1 protein-coding gene is annotated in these 280 nt (G+C 68.9%); it reads left to right on the forward strand.

Going from position 1 to position 280, the window contains the following annotated elements; all coding sequences use genetic code 11:
- Positions 1-8 precede the first annotated feature (8 nt).
- Positions 9-95 (forward strand): DUF3097 family protein, encoded by an 87-nt coding sequence (locus WDW90_RS41145; protein WP_431311227.1) that lies wholly within the window; start codon positions 9-11, stop codon positions 93-95.
- Positions 96-280: the final 185 nt, after the last annotated feature.

A 280-nucleotide genomic window follows, 5' to 3' on the forward strand; every position in this document is an offset into this window, starting at 1 on the left:
GGCAACGCATCCTCGGTCAGGTGCGCACCTTTGCCGACCTCGAACCGGCCCTGCTCGGCCGCGTCGAGCAGCTCATCGACTTCGTCACCCAGTAGCGCCCCGCCCCGCAGACCGCAATCCCCGCGCAACGCCCAAATGAAGGAGTGGAGCGCTCCCATGGCGTGACCTTTCCCGTAAACGCGGGGAACAGCGCCGGCAACTCCTTCATTTGGGCGGAAGCGACGGGCGGAAGCGACGGGCAGGACGGGCGGAAGCGACGCGCGGAGGGGGCAGTGCGGAG

The organism is Methylobacterium nigriterrae, assembly GCF_037106235.1.
GTDB classification, from domain to species: Bacteria; Pseudomonadota; Alphaproteobacteria; order Rhizobiales; family Beijerinckiaceae; genus Methylobacterium; species Methylobacterium nigriterrae.